Below are 21,867 nucleotides of genomic sequence, written 5' to 3'. Positions count from 1 at the left end.
TCTCCGACCCGGACGGGGCCGCCAGCTACTCAGACGATGGCCGCCGCGACCCGTTCCAAGCGGCTCTCGGTGTACGAGGCGATCTGGTCGACGACCACCCGGACGCGGGCGGTGTCGTCGTCGGCCTCCTCCCACCAAGGCAGCAGCAGCGCATCGAGGCTGCCCGGGGCGGACGCCAGCAGGTGCCCGGCGACCAGCAGGATGCGTTCGCGCTGAGCGGCCTGGCGCTTGTTGTGCTCCGGATCCGACATCACATACCGCAGCGCCACCGTCTTCAACATCGCCACCTCGGCGGCGACGATGGGCGGCACCTCCAGGTCGGCGGCGTAGCGCGACAGCCGCCGCCCGCCCCACGCCTCCCGGGTCGCCTCCACCGCGGCGGTCGCGAACCGCCCGACCAGGTCGCTGGTCAGCCGCTTCAGCTCCACCGAGGCGCGCAGGGTGCCGTCGTATTCCGCCGCCGCCGCGATTACCGGAAGCTCCGACAGGCGTTCGGCCGCGCCGATCAGCTCGTCGAGGGTCAGCGTGCGGTGCTGCGCCCGGCCCAGCTCGGCCAGGGCCGCCTGCTCCGCCGGATCGGCGAGGGCGCGCAGATCGATGCGGCCCGCGATCACACCGTCCTCGACATCGTGGACCGAGTAGGCGACATCGTCGGACCAGTCCATGACCTGCGACTCCAGGCACTGCCGCCGCTCCGGGGCGCCCTTGCGCACCCAGTCCAGGCGCGGCAGGTCCGCCTCGTACGCGCCGAACTTCGAGTTCGAAGCCGTTCTGCCCCAGGGGTATTTGACCGTCGCGTCCAGCGCGGCCCGGGTGAGGTTCAGGCCGAAGCTCTCCCCCGCGTCGTCGAACACCTTCGGCTCCAACCGGGTGAGAATGCGCAGGTTCTGGGCATTGCCCTCGAATCCGCCGTGCGCGTCGGCGAACTGGTCGAGCGCGCGTTCGCCGTTGTGGCCGTAGGGCGGATGACCGATGTCGTGGGCCAGCCCGGCCAGGTCCACCAGATCCGGATCGCAGCCGAGGCCCTCGGCGATGCTGCGGCCGATCTGGGCCACCTCCAGCGAGTGGGTAAGCCGGGTGCGCGGGGTATCGCCGTCGCGCGGGCCCATGACCTGGGTCTTGTCGGCGAGTCGACGCAGCGCGGCCGAGTGCAGGACGCGGGCCCGGTCGCGGGCGAAGTCGGTGCGGCGGGCGGGCGCCGCAGACCAGCGCAGTCCGGCCGTGGAGGTCGCCTCCGGCACCATCCGCTCCCGGTCCGGATCGGTGTAAGCCTCCTCGGCGACGTTCATCGTTCATCCTCCGCAGGCACGAAACTCACTGTTCCGCAGTGTATTTGAAGTCGGCGGAGAAGTGGGTGAGGTGGTACCACAGCAGCGCCGCGGTCTCGCGGGCGATGCCGTGCAGCTGCGATTCGCGGGTGTAGACGGCCGGGCCGGTGCGGGTCGGCGCGGTCCACGCCTCCAGGTCCTGGTCGCGGGTCATGGTGCGGGTGCGCAGCGAATGCCACGGATCGCTGACCAGCACCTCTGACGATAGGTCGCGCTCGTGCATCGCGTCCGCGACGGCCTCGACGCTCTGCAGCGTGTCCGATCCGGACTCCACTGCCAGGATCTGCTCGCCCGGCACGCCGTGGTCCTCCAGATAGGTCTTGCCCGCGGCGGCCTCGGTGTAGTTGTCGCCCACGCGTTTGCCGCCGACCGTTATCACCATCGGCGCCACGCCGCGTTCGAACAGCTTGTGCGCCTGCTCGAGCCGGGCCTGGAACACCGACGACGGTGTGCCGTTGTACTGCGCGGCGCCCAGCACCACGATGGCGTCCGCGCTCGAATAGTCATCGATGCGCGCGACCTGCCACACCCGCACGGCGGTGCCGCCGACCAGCACGATCGCCATCAGCACGGTGCCCAGAATCAGCCGACGCGCCCACCGCAGCGCGCCGGATCCGCCCCGGCGCGAGGGCGACGCGGGGGTGGTGGGACGCGGGGGTGCTGGGCGGGTGGCGGCCGATGGCATCCCCCGAGTCTGCCAGCGCTCGGTCACGCCGAGGTTGCGGAGTGACCGCCACGGCATCCGGCGTCTTCTCACCAACTGCGGCGACGCCACTCGGCCAGTTGCGGGCGTTCGGCGCCGAGGGTGGTGTCGTCGCCGTGGCCGGGGTAGACGGCCGTGTCGTCGCCGTAGCGATCGAACAGTTTGCCGGTGACATCGCTGTACAGCGAGTCGAAATCCTCCGGCGACCGGGTCTTGCCCACACCTCCCGGGAACAGCGAGTCGCCCGTGAACAGGTGGGTGCGCCCGGCGCCGTCGGTGAGTGCCAGCGCCACCGAGCCGGGCGTGTGGCCGCGCAGGTGGATCACCGCGAGCGCGAGATCACCGATCTGCACCGTATCACCGTCGGCCAGCAACCGCTCCGGCCGGATCGGGAGCGGGATGGAGTCCAGTTCGTGGGCGGCGGTCGGGATGCCGGTCTGGGCGGCCACCTCGGCCAGCGCGTGCCAGTGGTCGAAATGCTGATGCGTGGTGACGATCAGCCGCACCTGCCCCGGCGCCTCCTGACCGAGCAGTTCGAGGATCCGGTCCGCCTCGTTGGCCGCGTCGATCAGCAGCGCCGCGCCGGTAGCGGTGTCCTGCACCAGATAGCAGTTGTTGTCCATCGGGCCGACCGACATCTTCACGATGCGCGCACCCGGCACCTCACGCTGCTGCGGGGCCGAGCCCTGCGAGACATGGCCTGTGTAAGGGGTTTCGATCGCGATCACCTGCCCGATCGTAGCGCGCGGCGCCGACCCGTCCCGGGGCCGCGCACCTGGTCGCCCACGATGGCGCCGCGGGTCTCGAGTTCAGCGAGGTATTCGTCCACATCGTCGACGCGCAGCGCGATCTGGCGGCGTCGCCGGAGCCCTGGCGCAACACGCCGCCGAGCGCGGCGTCGAGGTCCTTCCGGTCGGATCTTCCCGCGCGGCACCAACTTTGGATTCGCGGCGGCCGGGATCTCAGGGGTGCAGGACGATCTTGCCGCGGACGTGACCCCGTTCGAGCTCGCGATAGGCCTCACGGACCTGGGCGAGGGGGTAGGCGGCGGCAATGGGGATGTCGAGGGTGCCCGCGGCCGCGAGGCCCGCCAGCTCGGCGACCACGTCGATGGTGTCGGCGGCGGCACTGCCCTCGGCCTTGACCCCGTACTTCGCCACGGCCGGGAAGTCGACCACCGTGTCGATGCGGTCGGGACGCACGCCCAGCTCGATCGCCAGGTCGACGTATCCGGAGCCGTAGAGGTCGATGAAGGCGTCGACGCCGTCGGGCGCGACCGCCCGGACGCGCTCGGCGAGCCGCTCCCCGTAGGACACCGGGACCACCCCCAGCGACCGCAGCCACTCGTGGTTGTCGGCGCCCGCGATCCCGATCACCGTCGCGCCGCGCGCCCGAAGGAGTTGCACCGCAACCGAACCCACTCCCCCGGCGGCCGCCGACACCACGACTGTATCGCCCTCTCGGGCCTCCACGGCGCGCACCGCCGCGAACGCCGTCGTCCCGGCCACGAACAGCGAACCCGCGACATCCCAGGACAGCCCGGACGGCTTGGGCGCCACCTGTTCGGCGGGGACCACGACGTGCGTGGCATGGGCCGCGCGACCGTTGGTGAAGCCGACCACCTCGGCACCGACCGCGATCCCGCTCACGCCCTTCCCCACGGCGGCGATGCGGCCCGCGAAATCGCTGCCCTGGCCGGACGGGAACGTCGCCGGGAAGATCTCGTGCAGCGCGCCGCTGCGGATCTTGCCCTCGCCCGGATTGACGGCGGTCGCGACCACCGCGACGACCACCTCCCCCGGCCCGGGCGCCGGATCGGGGACCTCCACCACGTTCAGCACATCGACATCGCCGTACCGATCGAACCTGACCGCCTGCGCCATGGCTACACCTTCCGACTATGCCCCGAGCAGCCGCTGCGCCAGGTAGCCCTCGACCTGATCCAGCGCGATCCGCTCCTGCGCCATCGAGTCCCGCTCGCGCACCGTCACCGCCTGATCCTCGAGGGTGTCGAAGTCGACGGTGATGCAGAACGGGGTGCCGATCTCGTCCTGGCGGCGGTAGCGCTTGCCGATCGCCTGCGCGTCGTCGAACTGCACGTTCCAGTTCTTGCGCAGCCGCGCGGCGAGATCGCGCGCCTTCGGCGACAGATCGGCGTTGCGCGACAACGGAAGTACGGCCGCCTTCACCGGCGCCAGTCGCCGGTCCAACCGCAGCACCGTGCGCTTTTCCATGACGCCCTTGGCATTCGGCGCCTCGTCCTCGTTGTAGGCGTCGATGAGGAAGGCCATCAGCGAGCGGGTCAGACCGGCGGCGGGCTCGATCACGTACGGGATGTAGCGCTCGCCCGTGGCCTGGTCGAAGTAGTTCAGTTCCTGGCCCGAATGCTCCGAATGCGTCTTCAGGTCGAAGTCGGTGCGGTTGGCGACGCCCTCCAGTTCACCCCACTCGCTGCCCTGGAAGTGGAAGCGGTACTCGATGTCCACCGTGCGGGTCGAGTAGTGCGACAGTTTCTCCTTGGGGTGCTCGTAGAGCCGCAGGTTCTCCGGATCTATGCCGAGGTCGGTGTACCAGGCCAGGCGGGTGTCGATCCAGTACTGGTGCCACTGCTCGTCCTCACCCGGCTCGACGAAGAACTCCATCTCCATCTGCTCGAACTCGCGGGTGCGGAAGATGAAGTTGCCCGGCGTGATCTCGTTGCGGAAGCTCTTGCCGATCTGCGCGATGCCGAACGGCGGCTTCTTGCGTGCCGTGGTCATCACGTTGGAGAAGTTGACGAAGATGCCCTGCGCGGTCTCCGGGCGCAGGTAGTGCAGGCCCTCCTCGGACTCGATCGGGCCGAGGTAGGTCTTGAGCATCATGTTGAAATCGCGCGGCTCGGTCCACTGGCCGACGGTGCCGCAGTCCGGGCAGGCGACCGAGGCCATCGGGACCGTATCCGGATCCTCGATCTTGTTCTTCTCCGCGTACGCCTCCTGCAGGTGGTCCTGCCGGTGCCGGTGGTGGCAGTTGAGGCATTCGACCAGCGGATCGTTGAACACGTTGACGTGGCCCGAGGCCACCCACACCTGGCGCGGCAGGATGATCGACGAGTCCAGGCCGACCACGTCGTCGCGACCGGTCACCATGGACCGCCACCACTGCCGCTTGATGTTCTCCTTCAGCTCCACGCCCAGCGGGCCGTAGTCCCACGCCGACCGGGTGCCTCCGTAGATCTCACCACTGGGGAACACGAGACCCCGGCGCTTGGCGAGATTGGCGACGGTGTCGACCTTCGACTTGGGTGCCACGACTGAAGCTCTCCCTCTGGGATGGGTGTTAGCGATTCGGTCCAGGGTATCGGGGCCGCCCGGGTCCGGTCGAAGCAGTCCGCGTGCCAAGATTGACATGCGCACGTGTGCATACCAATAATGGCATCGGTTTCCAATAAGGAGTTGGTTCGATGACCGCCGACAGTGGTGTCCCCGCGCGGCGTAGCCGCGTCGCCGTGGAGGCACCCACCCCGATCCCGCACGACCCGTATCCGTACCGGGCTCCCAGCGCTCCCGAGGTGCCGCCGCGAGGCATCCTGGACAACGCGGGCGAGCTGCTGCGCGCGCTGGCGGCCCCGGTGCGCATCGCGATCGTACTGCAGCTCCGCGAGTCTCCGCGCTGCGTGCACGAGTTGGTCGATACCCTGGGCGTGACGCAGCCGCTGGTGAGCCAGCACCTGCGCATCCTGAAGTCGGCGGGCGTGGTGCGCGGGGAGCGCACCGGGCGCGAGGTGATCTACGAACTCGTCGACGACCACCTGGCGCGTATCGTCGTCGACGCCGTCGCACATGCCGAGGAAGGGTGATTCGTGCCGGACCATACGGGCACAGCCGAGAAGACTGTCGGGATTCGCAGTACCCGCCAGCGCAGCGCGATCGCCGCGCTGCTCGGTGATATCGAAGAGTTCCGCTCCGCCCAGGAGCTGCACGACGAGCTGCGCCGCCGCGGCGAGGGTATCGGCCTGACCACCGTCTACCGCACCCTGCAGTCGCTGGCCGAGGCAGGCAAGGTAGACGTGCTGCGCACCGACACCGGCGAGTCGGTCTACCGGCAGTGCTCCAAGGGCCACCACCACCATCTGGTCTGCCGCCACTGCGGCCGCACCGTGGAGGTGGAGGGCCCGACCGTCGAGGCCTGGGCCGAATCCGTCGCCGGAGCGCACGGATTCACCGACATCAGCCACACCATGGAAGTCTTCGGCACCTGCCGCGCGTGCGCCGCCGTCCGCGACGGCCACACGGCCCACGCCTGACCTCACGCACTTGCCCGGCTCACACCGTCCATATCGTCTACCCGCCCGGCTCACACCGTCGACCCGCCCGGCTCACACCGTCGACCCGGCCGGCTCACACCGTCGACCCGCCCGGCTCACACCGTCGACCCGGCCGGCTCACACCGTCGACCCGGCCGGCTCACACCGTCGACCCGCCGTCCGGGCGCCCTGGCGCCCTGGCGCCCGGACGGCGGGTCGTGGACTCGTGCGAGATCAGGCGGCTACCGGCTGGGGCTCCGGTGCGGTGCGGCGAGGACGCAGGGCCCCGATTCCCAGCAGGAGCAACGCACCGCCCGCCCAGCACAGCAACACCAGCAGCGGGGCCATGGCCCCCGCGCCATCGAAGAAGGCGACCGAGCGGAGCAGGGTCGCGGCGGCGCCCGGCGGCAGCAGCTGGCCGATCTCGCCCCACGGCTGCGGCAGCATCTCTGGCGCCGAGGTGGCGGCGGAGAACGGGTTGCCGATCAGCAGCATGACCAGCGCGCCGAGGCCGATACCCGCCTCCCCCATGACGCTGAACAGCCCGGCGACCGCACCCGCGACCGCAAAGGACACCAATCCCGCGATGACGGACAGGGTGAGGTAGGAGCCCGGCAGCAACTGGAACCAGCCCTGCGCGACCGCCATGCTCAGCAGTCCGGCCGCGATGCCGAAGGTGACCAATCCGACCAGCCGCGCACCCGCCGTCCGCACCAGCAGGCTCAGCAGCACACCGGCCCCGAGACCGGCCATCACCAGCGGCAGCACCATGGCACCGAAGCCGGTACCGCGCGGATCGTCCGGATCGGCGGGGACGACGTCCTGCACCGGCGCCGCGGCAACGCCCGAGAGCTGCTGTGCGATCGCCGTGAGCTGTTGTGCCACAACGGGACTCGCGCCCGAGGCGACCAGCACCCGCGGCGCTCCGCCACCGGTGACGATCGCGCCGTAGGCGTCGCGGTCATCGATGGCCGTGCGGGCGGCCGCCTCGTCGGCGACGGTGGTGATCGCGAAGGCCTCGCGATCGTGCTCGGCCAATTTGCCCGCGACCATCGGCGCCTGCGGACCGGCCACCACGAGCGGTAGATCGTGCGGCTTCAGATTCGCCGCAGGCCAAGCGAAGGCGATCAGCATGACGGCTTGGATCAACGCGGCGGCGAGGCCCACCGCGACGGCGCGCGACGTGGCGTTCATGACATGCTCCCAAAAAATCGGAGGGTCGTTCTTTTTGATGCCCCCACGGTCGCATCGGCGGAACCACGTTGTCAAGAACGGATATTCGTTTTACTTTTGGAACATGCCCCGAGTCAGCGAGGAACACCTCGAACGCCGTCGCCAGCAGATCCTCGACGCCGCGCAGCAGTGTTTCGCCCGCAAGGGGTTCCACGCGACGTCGATGCAGGACGTCTTCGCCGAGTCGGGACTGTCGGCCGGTGCCGTCTACCGGTATTTCAAGAGCAAGGACGAACTGATCGCGGCCCTGGCCGCCGATTCCACGGCGCTGCTGCGCGGGGTCATGAAGGGCATCATCCACGCCGACCCGCTGCCGGAGCCCGCGGAGGTAGTCATGGCGCTCACCGCGGAGATCGCACGACTGAGCGCCGCTGGTGGCCGCGTCCGGCTGGCGCCGCACGCCTGGGCACTGGCCCTCACCGATGAGACCGTCAACGGATACGTCCGCACCGCCATGGGCATGCTGCGCGAGCGCTGGCGCGAATACGCCGAACGCATGGTCGAGGCCGGTTGGCTACCCGCCGACGCCGACACCCACGCCGTCGCGCAGGTCCTCCTCGGAGTGCTGCCGGGATTCGTCCTCCAGCACCTGATCCTCGGCGACATCACGTCCGATTCGATCGCCCGCGGCGTCGAGTTGCTACTGCCGGACTTCCGCCGGGGCGAATAGACCGCTGTCGGTCCCGCCCTCGTCGCTCCGCCATGCGGACCTGCGCCCCTCCTCCATTTCCGCCCACGCGGACCTGCGCCCTCCTCTTTCCGCCACGCGGACCTGCGCTCCTCCCATTTCCGCTACGCGGGCGCGCGCTCCTCCCCATTTCCGCCACGCGGGCCTGCGCCTCCCTACTTTCCGGCATGCTTTCGGCCGGAATCCTCAGGGCACCAGCCCCTGTCGCGCACGTCCCGCACCCGAGAGCACCAGGAGCAGCATTGTCGTCAGCGCCTCGTCGTCGAGTCCGGCAGCCGGGAAGGTGTAGCGGAGGATGACGTCGGCCAGCTTCTCGTGGCTGAAGATCGTGATCGAGCCGAACTGCAGGGCGCTGTTGCGGTCGGCGACCCGCTTGTGCAGCTGCGGCTTGAGCGGACGATCCCACGCCAGCACGCAGGTGAGGGTGAGCACGTCCAGGCCCGGCGACAGGTTCACCCCGCGCAGCGAGCACAGCGCGCCCTCGTATTCGAAGCCGAAACCGCCGTCCTCGATCCGCACGGGTATGTCGTACTGGGCCAGGCAGGCGCCGGCGCGCACCTGCAGCTCCTGCGCCGTGGTCAGCTCGGTCATTTCACCCCGCCGAAGCGACGGTCGCGCTTGGCGTACTCCACGCAGGCCTCCCACAGGTTGCGGCGGTCGAAATCCGGGAACAGGGTGTGCTGATAGACGAACTCGGCGTAGGCCGACTGCCAGATCAGGAAGTTCGAGCTGCGCAGCTCGCCGGACGGGCGCAGGAACAGATCCACATCGGGCATGTCCGGCTCGTCGAGGTACTTGGCGAAGGTCGTCTCGTCGACCTTCTCCGGGTCCAGCTCCCCCGCGGCCACCCGGCGCGCGATTTCCCTTGCGGCGTCGGCGATTTCGGAGCGACCGCCGTAGTTGACGCACATGGTGAGGTTCATCACCGTGTTGTCCCTGGTGAGTTCCTCGGCGATCTCGAGTTCCTTGATCACGCTGCGCCACAACCGCGGTCGCCGTCCCGCCCAGCGCACACGCACGCCCATCTCGTGCATCTCGTCCCGGCGGCGGCGGATCACGTCGCGGTTGAAGCCCATGAGGAAGCGCACCTCGTCGGGACTGCGGCGCCAGTTCTCGGTCGAAAAGGCGTACGCCGACAGCCATTTCACGCCGATCTCGATGCAGCCCTCGACGGTGTCCATCAGCACCGCCTCGCCGCGCTCGTGCCCGGCGGTGCGGGGCAGGCCGCGATCCTGCGCCCAGCGCCCGTTGCCGTCCATCACCAGCGCCACATGTTTGGGCACGAACTGGGCCGGCAGGTTCGGCGCCTTGGCGCCCGACGGATGCGGCGACGGCGGGCGAATCGTGCGGCCGGGCTGTGCTGCGGGTTGGGTGCGGTTACCGATCACGGGTTCCATCCTGCATCACCGGGTCCGGGTACCGGTCCACGACCACGGTCCAGCACGGTTCGTGCCCGCGGTGCGCAGATACTCCACCTCGGGCGGGTCGAGGTCGCGGCCGTCGAGCAGGACCGCCCGCTCCTCGGGGACGGTGCGCAGCCCGATGCGGTCGGCCATCAGCTGCCGCCCGTACCCCACCGGCATCCGCAGCGGAAACCCGCCGAGCTACCCGAACGCCGAGGTCTCCGCCGTCTGCACATCGCCGTGCGCGTCGAACCACACGATGCCGCATGGAGCGAGCGTAGTGCAGGGCCCGTGGCCGAACAGTCGAATTTGCGCGCGGGCGCCGCGTCTGCGCCGTGCACGGCACATCGGCACATCGCATTGCCAGCGGCCGATCACACACCCAGCAGCTCAACAGCGTAGGCAACGATCCAGGCGGCCCAGCCGAGCCAGCCGACCAAGCCCACCGCCGCGATCCGGTTGGTCCCGTCCACGTTGTAGGGGCTGGCCGACGAGGATACGAAAAGCAGTGCGGCACTGACATATCCGAGCCACGCGTGCCAGCCGGGAATGAATCCGGAACCGTCCCCGGCGACAGAGAAGCCGAGCAGCGCCACGGCCAGGAACAGCTGGTTGAATCCGAACAGCACGTTGCTCAGCGCCCACAGCGCCACCGTGGAGCCGCGGTCGTGTCGCGCGGCCGCGGCCATGGCGAACCGCAGCGCCTCGACGCAGGCGAAGGTGACATTCTGCATGAGCACCCCCGCGAAACCCACCAGCGCCCACGCGCCGACGCCCGTTCCGCCGCGCCACAGCTGCGCCAGCAGTCCCGCCGCGAACACCGTCGTGCACACCCACGTGAGCGGCGCGAGCACAGACGGCCGCTTCAACGCATCCCCCACGGCGGCGAACGATTCCACGACCTCGTCCAGACTCCGCCCCGACATCGGCATGGGCAGCCGTCCGCGCACATAGAAGACGTTGACGACGATCGCCAACACGACGAACCCGATACCGCCCAATCCCGCCAGATCCGTGATAGTCACGCGAGCACCCCTTTCAGAGTCCGCCTCCCACCCTCCTCGGATGAATGCCACCCGCACCGCTCGAGACAGATTGAAGGGCACAGTCATTCGGCATGCGGATTCGGTCGTCGTCCGACGGTGGCGGGACGACGACCCGGTAGAGACGGCGAACAAGCTTCCAATATTGGCTTTACTAGACTTATATTGAATATATAGACAGGAAACCTGGAGGGCAATGGTGGAGGCACAACCGGAACGGCGGCGCTACGACTCGCTCCGCAGGCAGGCGCAGGCCCATCGCACCCGCGCCGACATCGCCGGGGCCGCACGCCGCCTGTTCGTCATCCAGGGCTGGGCGGCGACCACGGTGCGCGACGTGGCCCGCGAGGCCGGGGTCTCGGTCCCGACCGTCTACGCCGCCTACACCAACAAGACCGGCCTGGTCTGGGCGCTGGTGGAGGCGGCCGACCTGACCGCCGACATGTCGCGGATGCTCACCGAACTGGAGGGCGCCACCGACCCCCGCCGCCAGCTCGCCGCGATGGCCGGATACGACCGCCGCCTCTTCGAACACTCCGGAGACCTGATCGGCCTGATCCGCGAGGCGGGCCGCACCGAGCCCGACCTGTCCGACACCTACCGCCGCGGCCGCCGCCTCGCCGACGAAACCCGCGTCCAGGTCTTCGAGTCATGGCCCGCGGGCACCCTCCGCCCGAGCCTCGACATCCCCACGGCCGTAGACATTTTCGCCGCCCTGTGCAACATCGACGTCTACACGACCCTCACCGTCGAACGCGGCTGGTCCCCGGACCGGGTCGAACTCTGGTGGAGCGACATCCTCACCCGCGAACTCCTGAACGACCCCACCTAGTGCTCCGCGCCTGAGATCCGTTGTGTAATTGCAAGATACGCGAGTGCCGAGGATTGGTCGATCGGAGGCTGTGTCGACGCGTCTCTGCGGCGACACCGATCACGGTTCCCCGTTGTCCCGACGTGGTTCCAGAGAGCAGTCCGACGGCCGCAAGCTCGGTCAGACCGCAGTGCGAGCCCGCACGCGTTCCCGGCCGCAACCTGACATCGGACGTCAGTCGATCGTCGCCAACAATGTGTTGGTCAACCAGCCGAGCACCCGCTCGTTCGTACCTCCCGTTTCCGTGACGAAGATGTCGTTGCAACCGGGAATCGACTCCATCTTTTTTCTGGCCTGTTCAACAATCGAGCCCGAGGAAATACAGCCGAAACCGGTGGCGAGTGCGTGGCGCGATGGAATAGAAACCAACTCGGCTACCGTCTCGTTCTCGAATGAACTCTTACCGATTTCACGCCCGAATGAGTCGAGCAGCGAGTCATGTATCACAAAACGGACATACTCCTCGCAGGTCAACAGAGGAATTCTTCGCTTCCCACTGGCCTGCATTCTGTCAGCGATGGTTGCCAATCTCACGTCTACTGCGTTGGAATCGTCATCGGCTCGTCGGACAATCATCTCCGATCGTTTGATCATCACGTCATCTACCAATGATTTTCCATCCACCGCCCTGGAGATGCGGTACGTCGACTCTGTCGCAGCGTCGAAATTCTCCCTTGCGAAATAGAACGCAAGAATGGTGCCTACCCAAGTTCCCAGTAAGGGCAGGGTCGAAGAGAATACAAGTTGGATTGCACGGTCGCGATCCTCGGAATGCGACAGAACGATTGTCGTGACCGAAAGTGCGACAACCCCGCCGACACCGAGCAGTAGAGTCAACTTCGCCAATCTCGATCGCATCGTCACATCATTGACAGAAGGAGCAGCCGCTGATCTGCCAAATCTCGGAGAAGAATCAATTCGGCGGCCCATTCTCTTGTCAATCATTCTATCGGATTCTGTTCGGACTGCTGTGCCGTAATACTACGATTCCGTCGACTCTCCATACTTATCAGAGCTCGCGTTTCCGCTTTGTTGAACCGTAGCGCCCGCACCAAGCCTGCCCGCAGTCGGCGCATCCTTTGCGGACCAGCCGAACTGTAGGGAGCGAGGCGAAATTCTATTATCGCTTCCTCGATTTTTTCCGCATACGCACCGTCGGTTGCCAAGCTGTACTGGAGCATCAGGAAGACGTCGACGACGTTGCGCATGGCTATGCTTCGCGAATGCTCGACGATCGCCGGTGTGAGACTTCGGTTCCATTTGCCACCGTCAATAATCAAACGAAGGAGGAGTGCCGGAACTACAAGATTTGCCTGCGCCCTATTATCGGCATTCTTGAGAATTCTATTGAGTGCAAGTCCCAGTTTTATTGTCGCCAATTCGTCGTCCAGGTGGCTCATAAATGCCATTACTGACCATGTCTCGACCATACCGGCACGCAGGCGCTCAACCTTGTCCGGCGGAAGATCTTGATACTTCAGCATTGTATCAATTATTCGATCTACGAGGTCCTTGACTTCATGGGAGCTGTACATATTATCCAGATAGACCGAAGAAACCCGAAGTGTTCGCATCAAGCCGGATTCCTTCAATTCCGGATCCTGGACGAGTTCGCTATCCCGAAGAATATTGGACACCAGTGTCAGCTGAGCGGGTAGGCGGATAGCTTCCGGCGCATTTTCCAGATCATCCGACGGAAAGGGATCGCGTTCGTGATCGTGAAGCGCATCGTACGGGTCGAAATCGTCCCTGTCGTCATGATCTTCGTCTATCTCCTCGCTTCGACCATTCCCGACATCCGGCGCATCCCGAGAACCAAATCGATCGCCATCCTCGGTTCTCCGGGTCCCCTGCACCGTTGGCTCGACGTCGATAGTCTCCGAATTGCCGAATGATTCGATTTGCCGGGAATCGGCATCGATTTCTTCACTGGTAAGCTCGCGAAATATCCCAGACGAATTCATAGGCCGACCTTCCGCCTCGGCCAATAGATCTATCGCCCATTTCAATAGTATATCGTCATCACGTTGAAGTGCGGCATAGTGCCTAATGATGGGAGAGTAGTACAATGGTCGTTTTTTGAGTCTCTCCAGCAATGAACCATTGACGCGGGCCGCGCGGGCCGCGAGGACGTGGAAGTACGCACTCTGACGAAATTTTATCATATTGGACCGATCGACAAGTATCCCCTTGGCTATCAAGGCGTTGAGGACATCCTCCGGACGGTCGGACCAATCGAGACTCGAAAACACTTCCGATATGTAATTGAGAACTTGCATTCGAGGAAGCGAAGCGACGTCGTCATGAACTATTTTGATAGACAAAGCTTCGAGAACCCTCGAATACCCGCTGGCGTCGATTTGCAAACGCATATCGTCGCGAATACCGCCACGTCCGAGAAGTGAATCGATAAAAGAATCGATGAATGATGTATTTGAAACCGTATTTATCCAGCCTTCGTCGGAGACTACTCCCATGATGAGTAGTGTCAAAGAAAGCGGAGTTCTCGACAGTCCTTCCTTCTTTGCGATCTCGAGTACACGGTCCGCAACGGGACCGGCCTGCAGTGGATCGACACGCTTCGCAAGTTCGATCGCGTGACGTCGATTCAATTTGCCCAAATAAGCAGGGGTAGCTACGGCCCCACGGTCAGCATAAATGTCGTGCACGTAGATCTCCGTGCCCGGCCTACATCCGAAGATTACGATTTGCGGATTCAGGTCGATTACATCGTTCACCATTCGCTTGAGATTGCGCTCGTTCGACGGAGACACGTTATCGATTGCTAGGGCGACTCGCGAGGGCAGGGGTTCCCTGGAATCCAACGGTGCACCCGAATGACGCAAATGTTTCCGCACGTTATTGTGAATCGGCTTGAGGCCGCCCGTCAACTTGTGATAATCGATGCGGATCGGAATACAGTTCGAGTCATCGCAAATCTTTATCAGCGACCAGGCCAGAGCTGTGGTTACTCCGGACTGCTCCTCGCCTACGAGAGTAACGGCCGATGAAGTGGACAGAACTTCTTGTGGGTCCAAATATTCCAACTTCTGCCCGGTGCGGTGTTCGTTTGCGAACTGTTCTGGTGGAACCGGAAGCAAAACTGGCTCGATAACCAATTCATCTAATTCATGTTCTGTGCCCACCATTTCCACAACTTTCGGCAGGACCGTTGTGTCACTCAGAAAGTCTAGCACATTTCTCCGACATGAATCGCGCACATGCCCAAATATACGTCGATCGGATAGCCCACCAACCGTAGATATACTAGAAGGCGTAAGACTCTCTATGAATTTCGGGAGATCACTATGGTCCGCACCGTATCCAATCGGTATGACCGGGCTGCTCTTGGTACGATCGACGATCGACTTCACATCGCTATCGCGGCATAACGTGAAATGAATCGCGCCAACGCGCCGCAACGGCTGCAGCCAGTTCCACAGTGCGGAAAAGTGTGGGTCGTTCAATCCGGCTCCGTAGCCGACAAAGACTATCGTATCGAGCAATCCGATAGATTGACGCAGTGCCTCAAAGACAGTGTCGCGCACAATTCTTTCATAGTCACTCGTCGTCAAGATCACAGAATCAGGACGGTTCCAGGTTCCATGAAGGTGCGCGATGTCGGCGGACTCCGATTTGAGCACTGCCGCAAAGGCCCTGGCATCGGTCCATGGCGCCGGCGAGCGTCCTGTAATTTGTTCGACTATTGTGTCATAGTTGGTCGTAATTATGGGCACGGAAAGTCCGGCCAGGTTTTCGACCAGAAGATACTTCTTGGGATCGGGTTGGATACTTCCGACCGTCATAGACAGGAGCTGTTCGAAGTGGGGCGATGATTTGCCACCCAACGCATTGACGATCTTTTCGCCCGCAGTCAATAGATAGGTGTTGTCGTACTTCGCACCGACCTCGAGGTCGTCGCGAATATTGTCAAGGACAGGTTCGTGCGCTATGAGGCCGTGTTCTGCAATATATTCGATACCCGCGGCCAAGAAGTCGATCCAAGAACAATGTGACGCGTCAACCGCACTGGCGGTCGACACCCCTGTCCCCAACACGAGTACCGCACGCTGGTCCTCGATGGCCTTGCGTACCGTCGCGGTCTGGTCCACAGACTTTTCCCCTTTGTGACACCCCGCAGGGTGGTGCGCGGTTACCCCTCGCGCAGCGGGCATCCCTTGATGAGGGTTCGCTGTGGTGCCCGACGGCGTTACGAGTTCGGTCAGTAGAGCGGTATGGCGTGTCGTACGCACCGGTCCGTTTCTGCAAAGGCCCGGACTTACTCAGATATCTCGGCTGGGCGCGCCAGCACGGTGCGGGCGCTCAGCCGACGCGACTCTCGGCCGACTCGGGCATGGCGTCCGGCACCACGCCGTGCGGGCGGGTGCGTTCGATGAGAGGGAGGGTGCGGAGTTGGCGTTCGAGGTGCCATTGCAGGTGGGCGGCGGTGAGGCCGCTGGCCTGGCGGCGCACCGATTCGGAGACGGTGTCGATGCCCGCCCATTCGCCGCGGCAGAGGGCGCTCATGAGGTCCAGTACGCCCACCGCCGGGGTGGCGGAGCCCGGCGGGCGGCAGTGCACGCACACCGCTCCCCCGGCGGCCACGTGGAAGGCGCGATGCGGGCCGGGAGTGGCGCAGCGGGCGCAGTCGTCCAGCGCGGGCGCCCAGCCCGCGAAACCCATGGCGCGCAACAGGAACGCGTCCAGAATCAGTTCATGCGGGCGCTGCTGAGCGGCGATCGCGCGCAGCGCACCGGCGGTGAGGGTGTGCAGTCGCGGCGCGGGGGCGCGCTCCTCGCCCGCCAGCCGCTCGGCGGTCTCCAGCACCGCGCACGCGGTGGTGTAGCGGCCGTAGTCGGCGACGATATCGGCCGCGAACGCCTCGACCGTATGCACCTGGGTAACGGTGTCGAGATTGCGCCCGGGATACAGCTGCACGTCCACATAGGCGAACGGCTCCAGCCGCGCCCCGAACCTCGACCGCGTGCGCCGCACCCCCTTGGCCACCGCCCGAACCAGCCCGTGCTGCCGCGTGAGCAACGTGACAATGCGATCGGCCTCCCCCAGCTTGTGCTGGCGCAGCACAACCGCATGATCACGATACAAACGCACGGCCCCATCCTCCCACGCCCGGACGACAGCGCGAGATCGCCACGCCTTCCCGGCCGACCGGCGCCGCACCGATGTCGACGCCCGCTACCGCGCCGATCGTCTCAGGGGCTGGACGCCGACCCCTTCGGCATACACCTGGGCGATGCGGGGGGCATGCAGGGTGCGTAGGAGCAGGGTGGTCCAGCCGCTGCGGGTGCGGTCGATGGCGAAGTTGTCCGATTCCAGCAGCATGCGTTCGGGGCCCTGCGGCTCCATCGTGACGGCGGGGTGGCCGAGCGGGACGTCGATCAGCGCGGTGCGGTTGCCCCACACGATCAGGCGGCGACGGCTCATCGCGACGGCGCCGGTGTCGATGTTCTCCCAGCTCGAGGAGGCGTAGTGCAGCGCTGTCCGATAACTGCGGTGCGCGACCGATCCACTGATGGGACCGAATACCACGATCCCTTCCGACTCCAGATCCGAACGCAGTTGTAGCGGTAGCTCTTTCGAGCCGAACGCTCGGGACATCCACTTCACGAAGAAGCATCGTAGGGTCACCGCACCCTCGGCGTCGATGCCGATGGACGGGCCGACCTGCGAAAATGCGAACGGCCCGACATCACAATTCGACTACGGCCCCGGGCCATCCCCGACCGATGTCCGCGATTCCTTCGCGCGGTGCCCGCCAAGACCAGGTCAGCGGACTGCCCGGGCCCACGCCGGGCGGGCGGCCCAGCTTCATTCTGGACGTTCGACCAAATGCGCGCTACCTTTCCAGCAGACGGAGGAGACGGAGATCACCATGACCACGGCCTCGACACGCGACCTCGGACTGGCCGAGCTGGCGGCCGCGATCGCACAGGGCACGACCACCGCGGTGGCCGCCACCACCGATGCCCTCGACCGGATCGAGGCGAGCCAGCCGAAGCTCAACGCCTTCCGGGTGATTCGCCGCGAGCGCGCCCTCGCCGAGGCCGCCGACGCCGACCGGCGACTGGCCGCCGGGACCCGGCTGCCGCTGCTGGGCGTGCCGATCGCGATCAAGGACGATACCGATATCGCCGGGGAGCCAACGGCATTCGGCTGCGGCGGCGACTTCCCGGCGCAATCCGAGGACGCCGAGACGGTGCGCAGGCTGAAGGCCGCGGGCGCGGTGATCGTCGGCAAGACCAACACCTGTGAGATCGGCCAGTGGCCGTTCACCGATGCCGAATCCTTCGGCTACACCCGCAACCCCTGGGATGCGGGACGCACCCCCGGCGGCTCCTCGGGCGGATCCGCGGCGGCGGTGGCGGCCGGATTGGTGCCTGCCGCACTGGGTTCCGACGGTGCGGGCTCGGTGCGCATCCCGTCGTCGTGGACGAACCTTGTCGGGATCAAGCCGCAGCGCGGCCGCATCTCGACGTGGCCGCGGGCCGAGTCGTTCAACGGGCTCACCGTCAACGGCCCGCTCGCGCGCACCGTCGCCGACGCCGCGCTGCTGCTCGACGTCGCGGCGGGGCCGCACCCCGGCGACAGGCACACACCGCCCGCGCTCACGGTGTCCGAGGCCGTCGGGCGCGACCCGGGCAAGCTGAAAATAGCTCTGTCGCTGCGCATCCCGTTCACCGCCACCAGAACCGCGCTCGACCCGGAGGTGGCAGCGCGGGTGCGCGCCACGGCGGACGCGCTGCGCCGTCTCGGGCATGAGGTCACCGTCGCCGACCTGCACTACGGCATCATGATCGGCGCCAGCTTCCTGCCCCGCTCGATGACCGGCATCCGCTCCGAACTGGCGAAACGGCCGGACGCCCAAGTGGATTCGCGCACCCGGTTCAACGCCGCGCTGGGCCTGGCGCTGGGCGGCCCGGCCCTGTTCGCCGCCCGCGCCGCGGAACCATTGCTGCATCGGCGGATCGGCCGTTTCTTCGACGACTTCGACCTGGTCCTGGCCCCCACCACCGCGACCCCGCCGCCGCCCGTGGACGCCATGGACGGCCTCGGCGTCACCGCCACCGACGCCCTCATCACCGCCGCCTGTCCCTACACCTGGCCGTGGAATGTGCTGGGCTGGCCCAGCATCAACGTCCCCGCCGGTTTCACCGACGCCGGGTTGCCCGTCGGCGCCCAGCTCATGGGCCCGGCCGATTCCGAGGCGATGCTGGTTTCGGTCGCCTCCCAACTGGAATCCGAGTTGCGCTGGGAGCGCCACCGTCCCGACGCCTGGTGGGAACGGCCCGCCTGAGACGGCGCCGACTCACTCCGGCGGCGCCCACGCCTCATCCTCGACGCGGGTCCCGACCGGGCAGCCGTCGGCTCCCCGATCCGCGCCGCTGTCGACCATGTCGCCGACCAGCAACACGCAGCGCTGCGCCTCCTTCTGGTCCCGCACATTGCCGGTGCGCAGGATCCCGAGCGTGGCGTCCTCGGCCACCCGCGCGCCGACGAAACGCAGCCGCCCGGTCACTCCCGGATAGTCGCGCTCACGCAACTCCATGGCGATGGCGGCGCGGTTCGGCGCCCCGTCACCCCCGTCCGGGTGGTGGAACCGGCCACCGTTCTGCCGGACCGCGTCGAGAAACAGGCCCGCGACCTCGAAGGCCAGCCCGGTGCGATCGGCGGGCCAGACCGGCCGGTACCCGTCCCCGGTCCGCGAGACAAGCTCGGCCAGCAGATTGCAGAAATTGCTGAAACCCGGTCCCGTAGGCCGGTTTCCTAGTCTGCCGACCCCGTCGACGCAGTCCGTGCCCCCCAGCACCGCCGGGGCTCCCTTGGTGACGTAGCGAACCGGCAGCCCGATCGGGACGACATCCAAGCCGTGCGGGTCGGCGATGACCCGCGTGGCCGCGTCGTCGGCGACGATCGTGGGCAGCGCGGCACCACCACAGCCGACGGTCATGGCCTTGAGGAACGAGACGAAGTCGTGGTTGCGGCCCGCGAAGAAATGCACCTCGCGCGGGTTCGCCGTTCCGCCCGAGCACGGCGCGGGCACCCGATTCAGCTCCTGCTGTTCGGTCCAGGACTGCTCGCGGAAGGGGATGCGCCGCCGCGTCAGCTCCGCGCGCAGGCCGTCGACCAGGCTGTTGACATAGAGGTCGTCCGGATCGACGGGGTAGTAGAGCACGAGCGAGTCGTAGCGCGGCTGCCCCGCCCGGTCCTCCTTGCTCGAATACCGCGCGCCCGCAACGTAATCGGCCACCAGTCGAGCCTGGGACCGATTGCTCGGCACCGACTGCAGGTACAGCGGCGACGCCTCGCTCAGCCCCTCCCCGGACAGCGTGGTCGGCAGGACCGGCACGCCCCATTCGCCGAGTCGCGCGATGGCACTGCGGGTGTCGGTGCTGCTGCGGTCCATTCCGACCACCCCGACGACGCTCGGATCGGTACGCACGAGATCGCGCAGCAGGTTGTCGGTCACCCACCCCGCCCGTTCCATATTCGATCCGCCATTGGCCACGATGACCCGCAGGAGCGGCTCGGATGTGCTCTGCATCCGGTTCATCTCGTACTGCCGCATGGCGAGCCCGGCCAGTTCCTCGGCCTGCGCGCGCGGATACCGCACATTGGTGTCGGAGTAGGTCAGGCCCGCGAAGTAGACCAGCGACACCACCGGCCGCCGCGGGTTGTCCCGACGGTTCCGCTCGACCTTCCGATTCTGCTCGAAAACCTGCCGCTGCAACGCGGTCAACGTCTCGTCGTCGCCGAACAGGAAGCTGCCGTCACTGCTGTAGCCGACGCATTCGCCGCCCGCGCGGACGACGGCGGCGGCGCGGTCGGACTTCCACCACCCGCGCCCGCAATGCCGGGCGCGATCCGACAGGGTGGCGGTCGCGGTGGGCACGACGACGGCGGCGAACACCGCCAGCGCCAGCGATGTGACCACCCATCTCCGCGCTCCGACAGGAGGTTTCGGCGGCACCGGGTCCGGGCTCGGACGCAGCTCCCGGTCGAGTGTGGCCAGCCGCTCCGGGAGCCGCAGCCGCAGGTACCAGGCGCCCGGTACCCGCCGTCGACGGGCCTCCCCGATCGTGTCGCACCACTGTGCCAGCGGGTCGGCCTGTGCGCCGTCGAGTGTCCCGGACCCGACGTGCTCGAACTCTCCCGGCTCACGATCGTCCGGCGGATCTGTCATGGTGGCGACGACCAGCAAGGGGTCGAACATGCCTGCCTCGTTGCGGATATCGCTCAGCCACCGCATAACCGCCGCGCCCGGGGTGCCCGGGTCGGCGCGGTCCAGCAGCACCACGGGATACGCGGTGCGACGCCAGCCCGATGGCCGCCACAACCGGCACCGGTACGCGCGGCGCAGATCCTCCAGGAACGCGTGCACCAGCAGCTTCGCCACCTGTTCGGGATCCTCGTGGCGACGGTTGGGCTGCACCAGGCGGCTGGCGAAACCCAGGAAGCTGTCCGACAACTCGGGACTCAGGTACCGCTGGCCCATGAACCATCGGCTGTTCGACGACAGCCACGAGACCCGCCAGCTCAACGAGATCCACAGCCGCACGGCCCATTGCATCAACAGGACCAGTCGCAGCACTCGTTCGAGCCACGGACCCCCGACATTGTCCGCCGGCACCTGGTCGCCCGGCTGCCCGTGGCCGCGAATCAGATTCGGCAACTGCTGTTTCAGGTCGGCGCGGATGTCGCGGCCATCGCCGAAATCCTGCTCCACCAGCCACGCCGCGGTGCGGTACCGCCGAAATCGGATGCGGCCCATGCCCGTGTTGTCCCGGGCCAGGCCGATGCGCAGCTGATCGAGAACGCTCTTGCATCCGGCGACCACGCCCTCGGCGCCCTCGGGATCGTCCGGTCCCGGCGCGATCCCGGCGATATCGACATACATGCGCGGGGCCGCGCGGCGGCGACTGGCCTCGAGCCACGCCGACGTCCGGCTCAGAAGTTCGCCGCTCCCCGTGCGGTCGGACACCAGGCACACGATCGGCGGCGGCAGCCGACGGTTGCGACGCAGCAGGGCATCGCGCAGATGCGGCAGGACGCGCGGGCGCTCCTCGGGGACCGACAGGGTGCGTAGCACATTCAGATAAGTGGTGACGACAGGCACGTTGACCCCCTCCAGCGTCGAACCGGCAACGGCGATATCGTGCCTATCGCGCGGTCCGGCCGCATCGTTGCCGCGGCACCACGATCCGGCACGCCAGCGAAAGGCCTTGCCCGTCACCATGGTTCGGTCGGCTCACGTCGGTGATCGAGATGTGCACGGACCGAGGCTACCGGCGCGA

At 66.7% G+C, this 21,867-nt stretch carries 20 protein-coding genes; 5 read left to right on the top strand and 15 right to left on the bottom strand.

Going from position 1 to position 21,867, the window contains the following annotated elements; translation table 11 throughout:
- Window positions 1-29: 29 nt before the first annotated feature.
- The 5 genes from ACYVLQ_RS05995 to ACYVLQ_RS05975 all read right to left on the bottom strand — a co-directional run bounded on the left by ACYVLQ_RS05995 (window position 30) and on the right by ACYVLQ_RS05975 (window position 5,321).
- Window positions 30-1,289 (bottom strand): deoxyguanosinetriphosphate triphosphohydrolase, encoded by a 1,260-nt coding sequence (locus ACYVLQ_RS05995; protein WP_460696355.1) that lies wholly within the window; start codon window positions 1,287-1,289, stop codon window positions 30-32.
- 25 nt (window positions 1,290-1,314) lie between these two features.
- Window positions 1,315-2,013, bottom strand: a complete 699-nt coding sequence (locus ACYVLQ_RS05990; protein ID WP_460696354.1) for a YdcF family protein — start codon at window positions 2,011-2,013, stop codon at window positions 1,315-1,317.
- Between the two features lie 68 nt (window positions 2,014-2,081).
- Entirely contained in the window at window positions 2,082-2,756 is a 675-nt protein-coding gene (locus ACYVLQ_RS05985; RefSeq protein WP_460696432.1) for an MBL fold metallo-hydrolase, read from the bottom strand.
- A gap of 237 nt (window positions 2,757-2,993) precedes the next feature.
- The gene (locus tag ACYVLQ_RS05980) at window positions 2,994-3,914 is read right to left on the bottom strand and encodes an NADP-dependent oxidoreductase (protein ID WP_460696353.1); all 921 of its coding nucleotides are present in this window, start codon (window positions 3,912-3,914) and stop codon (window positions 2,994-2,996) included.
- A gap of 15 nt (window positions 3,915-3,929) precedes the next feature.
- The gene (locus ACYVLQ_RS05975; RefSeq protein ID WP_460696352.1) at window positions 3,930-5,321 is read right to left on the bottom strand and encodes a glycine--tRNA ligase; all 1,392 of its coding nucleotides are present in this window, start codon (window positions 5,319-5,321) and stop codon (window positions 3,930-3,932) included.
- Between the two features lie 152 nt (window positions 5,322-5,473).
- Here ACYVLQ_RS05975 and ACYVLQ_RS05970 point away from each other — a divergent pair, with 152 nt between their 5' ends.
- Together ACYVLQ_RS05970 and ACYVLQ_RS05965 are read left to right on the top strand one after the other, a co-directional pair.
- A complete protein-coding gene (locus ACYVLQ_RS05970) occupies window positions 5,474-5,869 on the top strand; it encodes an ArsR/SmtB family transcription factor (protein WP_246010802.1) in 396 nt (131 codons plus the stop codon).
- Between the two features lie 3 nt (window positions 5,870-5,872).
- Complete coding sequence (locus ACYVLQ_RS05965) at window positions 5,873-6,316, top strand: Fur family transcriptional regulator (RefSeq protein ID WP_460696351.1); 444 nt, start codon at window positions 5,873-5,875, stop codon at window positions 6,314-6,316.
- 234 nt (window positions 6,317-6,550) lie between these two features.
- Here the strand turns inward: ACYVLQ_RS05965 and ACYVLQ_RS05960 are convergent, their stop codons facing one another.
- A complete protein-coding gene (locus tag ACYVLQ_RS05960; protein ID WP_460696350.1) occupies window positions 6,551-7,510 on the bottom strand; it encodes an ABC transporter permease in 960 nt (319 codons plus the stop codon).
- Between the two features lie 103 nt (window positions 7,511-7,613).
- Here ACYVLQ_RS05960 and ACYVLQ_RS05955 point away from each other — a divergent pair, with 103 nt between their 5' ends.
- Window positions 7,614-8,219, top strand: coding sequence for a TetR/AcrR family transcriptional regulator (locus ACYVLQ_RS05955; RefSeq protein ID WP_460696349.1), 606 nt, complete (start codon window positions 7,614-7,616; stop codon window positions 8,217-8,219).
- Window positions 8,220-8,423: 204 nt separating this feature from the next.
- Here the strand turns inward: ACYVLQ_RS05955 and ACYVLQ_RS05950 are convergent, their stop codons facing one another.
- From ACYVLQ_RS05950 to ACYVLQ_RS05935, 4 genes are all read right to left on the bottom strand, one after another.
- Window positions 8,424-8,828 carry a hypothetical protein gene (locus tag ACYVLQ_RS05950; protein ID WP_460696348.1) on the bottom strand — a complete coding sequence of 135 codons (405 nt, stop codon included), beginning with the start codon at window positions 8,826-8,828 and terminating at the stop codon, window positions 8,424-8,426.
- Window positions 8,825-9,634: an isoprenyl transferase gene (locus ACYVLQ_RS05945; RefSeq protein ID WP_460696347.1), complete on the bottom strand. Its 810-nt coding sequence runs from the start codon at window positions 9,632-9,634 to the stop codon at window positions 8,825-8,827. Before ACYVLQ_RS05945 ends, ACYVLQ_RS05950 begins: the two co-directional genes overlap by 4 nt.
- Before the next feature lie 6 nt (window positions 9,635-9,640).
- Window positions 9,641-9,820, bottom strand: coding sequence for a hypothetical protein (locus ACYVLQ_RS05940; RefSeq protein ID WP_460696346.1), 180 nt, complete (start codon window positions 9,818-9,820; stop codon window positions 9,641-9,643).
- A gap of 194 nt (window positions 9,821-10,014) precedes the next feature.
- Window positions 10,015-10,665, bottom strand: coding sequence for a 2-oxoglutarate/malate transporter (locus tag ACYVLQ_RS05935; RefSeq protein ID WP_460696345.1), 651 nt, complete (start codon window positions 10,663-10,665; stop codon window positions 10,015-10,017).
- Window positions 10,666-10,879: 214 nt separating this feature from the next.
- On the opposite strand from ACYVLQ_RS05935, the gene ACYVLQ_RS05930 reads away from it, so the two are divergent.
- Window positions 10,880-11,515, top strand: coding sequence for a TetR/AcrR family transcriptional regulator (locus ACYVLQ_RS05930; RefSeq protein ID WP_460696344.1), 636 nt, complete (start codon window positions 10,880-10,882; stop codon window positions 11,513-11,515).
- Between the two features lie 213 nt (window positions 11,516-11,728).
- Here the strand turns inward: ACYVLQ_RS05930 and ACYVLQ_RS05925 are convergent, their stop codons facing one another.
- From ACYVLQ_RS05925 to ACYVLQ_RS05910, 4 genes are all read right to left on the bottom strand, one after another.
- The gene (locus ACYVLQ_RS05925; RefSeq protein WP_460696343.1) at window positions 11,729-12,499 is read right to left on the bottom strand and encodes a hypothetical protein; all 771 of its coding nucleotides are present in this window, start codon (window positions 12,497-12,499) and stop codon (window positions 11,729-11,731) included.
- Window positions 12,496-15,666: an SIR2 family protein gene (locus ACYVLQ_RS05920; RefSeq protein WP_460696342.1), complete on the bottom strand. Its 3,171-nt coding sequence runs from the start codon at window positions 15,664-15,666 to the stop codon at window positions 12,496-12,498. The genes ACYVLQ_RS05925 and ACYVLQ_RS05920 overlap by 4 nt, the downstream gene beginning before the upstream one ends.
- Window positions 15,667-15,877: 211 nt before the next feature.
- The gene (gene recO, locus ACYVLQ_RS05915; RefSeq protein ID WP_460696341.1) at window positions 15,878-16,666 is read right to left on the bottom strand and encodes a DNA repair protein RecO; all 789 of its coding nucleotides are present in this window, start codon (window positions 16,664-16,666) and stop codon (window positions 15,878-15,880) included.
- Between the two features lie 84 nt (window positions 16,667-16,750).
- Entirely contained in the window at window positions 16,751-17,182 is a 432-nt protein-coding gene (locus ACYVLQ_RS05910; RefSeq protein ID WP_460696340.1) for a hypothetical protein, read from the bottom strand.
- Window positions 17,183-17,447: 265 nt separating this feature from the next.
- Between ACYVLQ_RS05910 and ACYVLQ_RS05905 the strand changes: the two genes are divergently transcribed.
- Complete coding sequence (locus ACYVLQ_RS05905) at window positions 17,448-18,869, top strand: amidase (RefSeq protein WP_460696339.1); 1,422 nt, start codon at window positions 17,448-17,450, stop codon at window positions 18,867-18,869.
- A 12-nt stretch (window positions 18,870-18,881) separates the two neighbouring features.
- On the opposite strand, the gene ACYVLQ_RS05900 is transcribed toward ACYVLQ_RS05905, so the two are convergent.
- Complete coding sequence (locus tag ACYVLQ_RS05900; RefSeq protein ID WP_460696338.1) at window positions 18,882-21,809, bottom strand: type 1 periplasmic-binding domain-containing protein; 2,928 nt, start codon at window positions 21,807-21,809, stop codon at window positions 18,882-18,884.
- Window positions 21,810-21,867 lie beyond the last annotated feature (58 nt).

It is taken from the genome of Nocardia thraciensis (genome assembly GCF_054782435.1).
Note: the sequence above shows the minus strand (reverse complement) of the source record. Positions and strands in the feature narration are given on the sequence as shown.